The 3947-nt window shown below is 51.8% G+C and carries 2 tRNA genes and 2 rRNA genes (1 of these 4 running past the window's edge); all 4 read left to right on the top strand.

Annotation, left to right across the window (positions count from 1 at the left end):
* Window positions 1-512 (top strand): 16S ribosomal RNA (locus HNQ83_RS30830) (it extends 1089 nt beyond the left edge of the window).
* A gap of 80 nt (window positions 513-592) precedes the next feature.
* Window positions 593-669 (top strand) — tRNA-Ile (locus HNQ83_RS30825).
* Window positions 670-699: 30 nt separating this feature from the next.
* Window positions 700-775: transfer RNA gene (locus HNQ83_RS30820), tRNA-Ala, on the top strand.
* Window positions 776-1022: 247 nt separating this feature from the next.
* Window positions 1023-3914: ribosomal RNA gene (locus tag HNQ83_RS30815) — 23S ribosomal RNA — on the top strand.
* Together the 16S and 23S rRNA genes with 2 tRNA genes alongside form the textbook arrangement of a ribosomal RNA operon.
* Window positions 3915-3947: the final 33 nt, after the last annotated feature.

The following is a 3947-nucleotide window of genomic DNA, read 5'->3' as shown; positions in this document are numbered from 1 at the left end:
CGGGACATTGAGACAGGTGCTGCATGGCTGTCGTCAGCTCGTGTCGTGAGATGTTGGGTTAAGTCCCGTAACGAGCGCAACCCTTGTCCTTAGTTACCAGCACGTAATGGTGGGCACTCTAAGGAGACTGCCGGTGACAAACCGGAGGAAGGTGGGGATGACGTCAAGTCATCATGGCCCTTACGGCCTGGGCTACACACGTGCTACAATGGTCGGTACAGAGGGTTGCCAAGCCGCGAGGTGGAGCTAATCCCATAAAACCGATCGTAGTCCGGATCGCAGTCTGCAACTCGACTGCGTGAAGTCGGAATCGCTAGTAATCGCGAATCAGAATGTCGCGGTGAATACGTTCCCGGGCCTTGTACACACCGCCCGTCACACCATGGGAGTGGGTTGCACCAGAAGTAGCTAGTCTAACCTTCGGGAGGACGGTTACCACGGTGTGATTCATGACTGGGGTGAAGTCGTAACAAGGTAGCCGTAGGGGAACCTGCGGCTGGATCACCTCCTTAATCGACGACTCAGCTGTACCATAAGCTCCCACACGAATTGCTTGATTCATTGAAGAAGACGATAGAAGCAGCCCGAAATTGGGTCTGTAGCTCAGTTGGTTAGAGCGCACCCCTGATAAGGGTGAGGTCGGCAGTTCGAATCTGCCCAGACCCACCAATTTTGTGTGGGAAACGCCTGTAGAAATACGGGGCCATAGCTCAGCTGGGAGAGCGCCTGCCTTGCACGCAGGAGGTCAGCGGTTCGATCCCGCTTGGCTCCACCACTACTGCTTCTGACGTATAAAGCTTAGAAATGAGCATTCCATCGATGTGATGGTGAATGTTGATTTCTAGTCTTTGACTAGATCGTTCTTTAAAAATTTGGGTATGTGATAGAAAGATAGACTGAACGTTACTTTCACTGGTAACGGATCAGGCTAAGGTAAAATTTGTGAGTTGCTCTTAATTGAGCAGCGCGAATTTTCGGCGAATGTCGTCTTCACAGTATAACCAGATTGCTTGGGGTTATATGGTCAAGTGAAGAAGCGCATACGGTGGATGCCTTGGCAGTCAGAGGCGATGAAAGACGTGGTAGCCTGCGAAAAGCTTCGGGGAGTCGGCAAACAGACTTTGATCCGGAGATGTCTGAATGGGGGAACCCAGCCATCATAAGATGGTTATCTTGTACTGAATACATAGGTGCAAGAGGCGAACCAGGGGAACTGAAACATCTAAGTACCCTGAGGAAAAGAAATCAACCGAGATTCCCTTAGTAGTGGCGAGCGAACGGGGACTAGCCCTTAAGTGGCTTTGAGATTAGCGGAACGCTCTGGAAAGTGCGGCCATAGTGGGTGATAGCCCTGTACGCGAAAATCTCTTAGTCATGAAATCGAGTAGGACGGAGCACGAGAAACTTTGTCTGAATATGGGGGGACCATCCTCCAAGGCTAAATACTACTGACTGACCGATAGTGAACTAGTACCGTGAGGGAAAGGCGAAAAGAACCCCGGAGAGGGGAGTGAAATAGATCCTGAAACCGTATGCGTACAAGCAGTGGGAGCCCACTTTGTTGGGTGACTGCGTACCTTTTGTATAATGGGTCAGCGACTTATTTTCAGTGGCGAGCTTAACCGAATAGGGGAGGCGTAGCGAAAGCGAGTCTTAATAGGGCGTCTAGTCGCTGGGAATAGACCCGAAACCGGGCGATCTATCCATGGGCAGGTTGAAGGTTAGGTAACACTGACTGGAGGACCGAACCGACTACCGTTGAAAAGTTAGCGGATGACCTGTGGATCGGAGTGAAAGGCTAATCAAGCTCGGAGATAGCTGGTTCTCCTCGAAAGCTATTTAGGTAGCGCCTCATGTATCACTGTAGGGGGTAGAGCACTGTTTCGGCTAGGGGGTCATCCCGACTTACCAAACCGATGCAAACTCCGAATACCTACAAGTGCCGAGCATGGGAGACACACGGCGGGTGCTAACGTCCGTCGTGAAAAGGGAAACAACCCAGACCGTCAGCTAAGGTCCCAAAGTTATGGTTAAGTGGGAAACGATGTGGGAAGGCTTAGACAGCTAGGAGGTTGGCTTAGAAGCAGCCACCCTTTAAAGAAAGCGTAATAGCTCACTAGTCGAGTCGGCCTGCGCGGAAGATGTAACGGGGCTCAAACCATACACCGAAGCTACGGGTATCACTTAGGTGATGCGGTAGAGGAGCGTTCTGTAAGCCTGTGAAGGTGAGTTGAGAAGCTTGCTGGAGGTATCAGAAGTGCGAATGCTGACATGAGTAACGACAATGGGTGTGAAAAACACCCACGCCGAAAGACCAAGGTTTCCTGCGCAACGTTAATCGACGCAGGGTTAGTCGGTCCCTAAGGCGAGGCTGAAAAGCGTAGTCGATGGAAAACAGGTTAATATTCCTGTACTTCTGGTTATTGCGATGGAGGGACGGAGAAGGCTAGGCCAGCTTGGCGTTGGTTGTCCAAGTTTAAGGTGGTAGGCTGAAATCTTAGGTAAATCCGGGGTTTCAAGGCCGAGAGCTGATGACGAGTTACCCTTTGGGTGACGAAGTGGTTGATGCCATGCTTCCAAGAAAAGCTTCTAAGCTTCAGATAACCAGGAACCGTACCCCAAACCGACACAGGTGGTTGGGTAGAGAATACCAAGGCGCTTGAGAGAACTCGGGTGAAGGAACTAGGCAAAATGGCACCGTAACTTCGGGAGAAGGTGCGCCGGTGAGGGTGAAGCACTTGCTGCGTAAGCCCACGCCGGTCGAAGATACCAGGCCGCTGCGACTGTTTATTAAAAACACAGCACTCTGCAAACACGAAAGTGGACGTATAGGGTGTGACGCCTGCCCGGTGCCGGAAGGTTAATTGATGGGGTTAGCTAACGCGAAGCTCTTGATCGAAGCCCCGGTAAACGGCGGCCGTAACTATAACGGTCCTAAGGTAGCGAAATTCCTTGTCGGGTAAGTTCCGACCTGCACGAATGGCGTAACGATGGCGGCGCTGTCTCCACCCGAGACTCAGTGAAATTGAAATCGCTGTGAAGATGCAGTGTATCCGCGGCTAGACGGAAAGACCCCGTGAACCTTTACTATAGCTTTGCACTGGACTTTGAATTTGCTTGTGTAGGATAGGTGGGAGGCTTTGAAGCGTGGACGCCAGTCTGCGTGGAGCCATCCTTGAAATACCACCCTGGCAACTTTGAGGTTCTAACTCAGGTCCGTTATCCGGATCGAGGACAGTGTATGGTGGGTAGTTTGACTGGGGCGGTCTCCTCCTAAAGAGTAACGGAGGAGTACGAAGGTGCGCTCAGACCGGTCGGAAATCGGTCGTAGAGTATAAAGGCAAAAGCGCGCTTGACTGCGAGACAGACACGTCGAGCAGGTACGAAAGTAGGTCTTAGTGATCCGGTGGTTCTGTATGGAAGGGCCATCGCTCAACGGATAAAAGGTACTCCGGGGATAACAGGCTGATACCGCCCAAGAGTTCATATCGACGGCGGTGTTTGGCACCTCGATGTCGGCTCATCACATCCTGGGGCTGAAGCCGGTCCCAAGGGTATGGCTGTTCGCCATTTAAAGTGGTACGCGAGCTGGGTTTAGAACGTCGTGAGACAGTTCGGTCCCTATCTGCCGTGGACGTTTGAGATTTGAGAGGGGCTGCTCCTAGTACGAGAGGACCGGAGTGGACGAACCTCTGGTGTTCCGGTTGTCACGCCAGTGGCATTGCCGGGTAGCTATGTTCGGAAAAGATAACCGCTGAAAGCATCTAAGCGGGAAACTTGCCTCAAGATGAGATCTCACTGGAACCTTGAGTTCCCTGAAGGGCCGTCGAAGACTACGACGTTGATAGGTTGGGTGTGTAAGCGCTGTGAGGCGTTGAGCTAACCAATACTAATTGCCCGTGAGGCTTGACCATATAACACCCAAGCAATTTGCGAACTCGAAAGAG

Source organism: Pseudomonas sp. C2B4 (assembly GCF_013359695.1).
Taxonomy (GTDB): Bacteria; Pseudomonadota; Gammaproteobacteria; order Pseudomonadales; family Pseudomonadaceae; genus Aquipseudomonas.
This window is presented reverse-complemented; position numbering and strand designations above follow the sequence as displayed.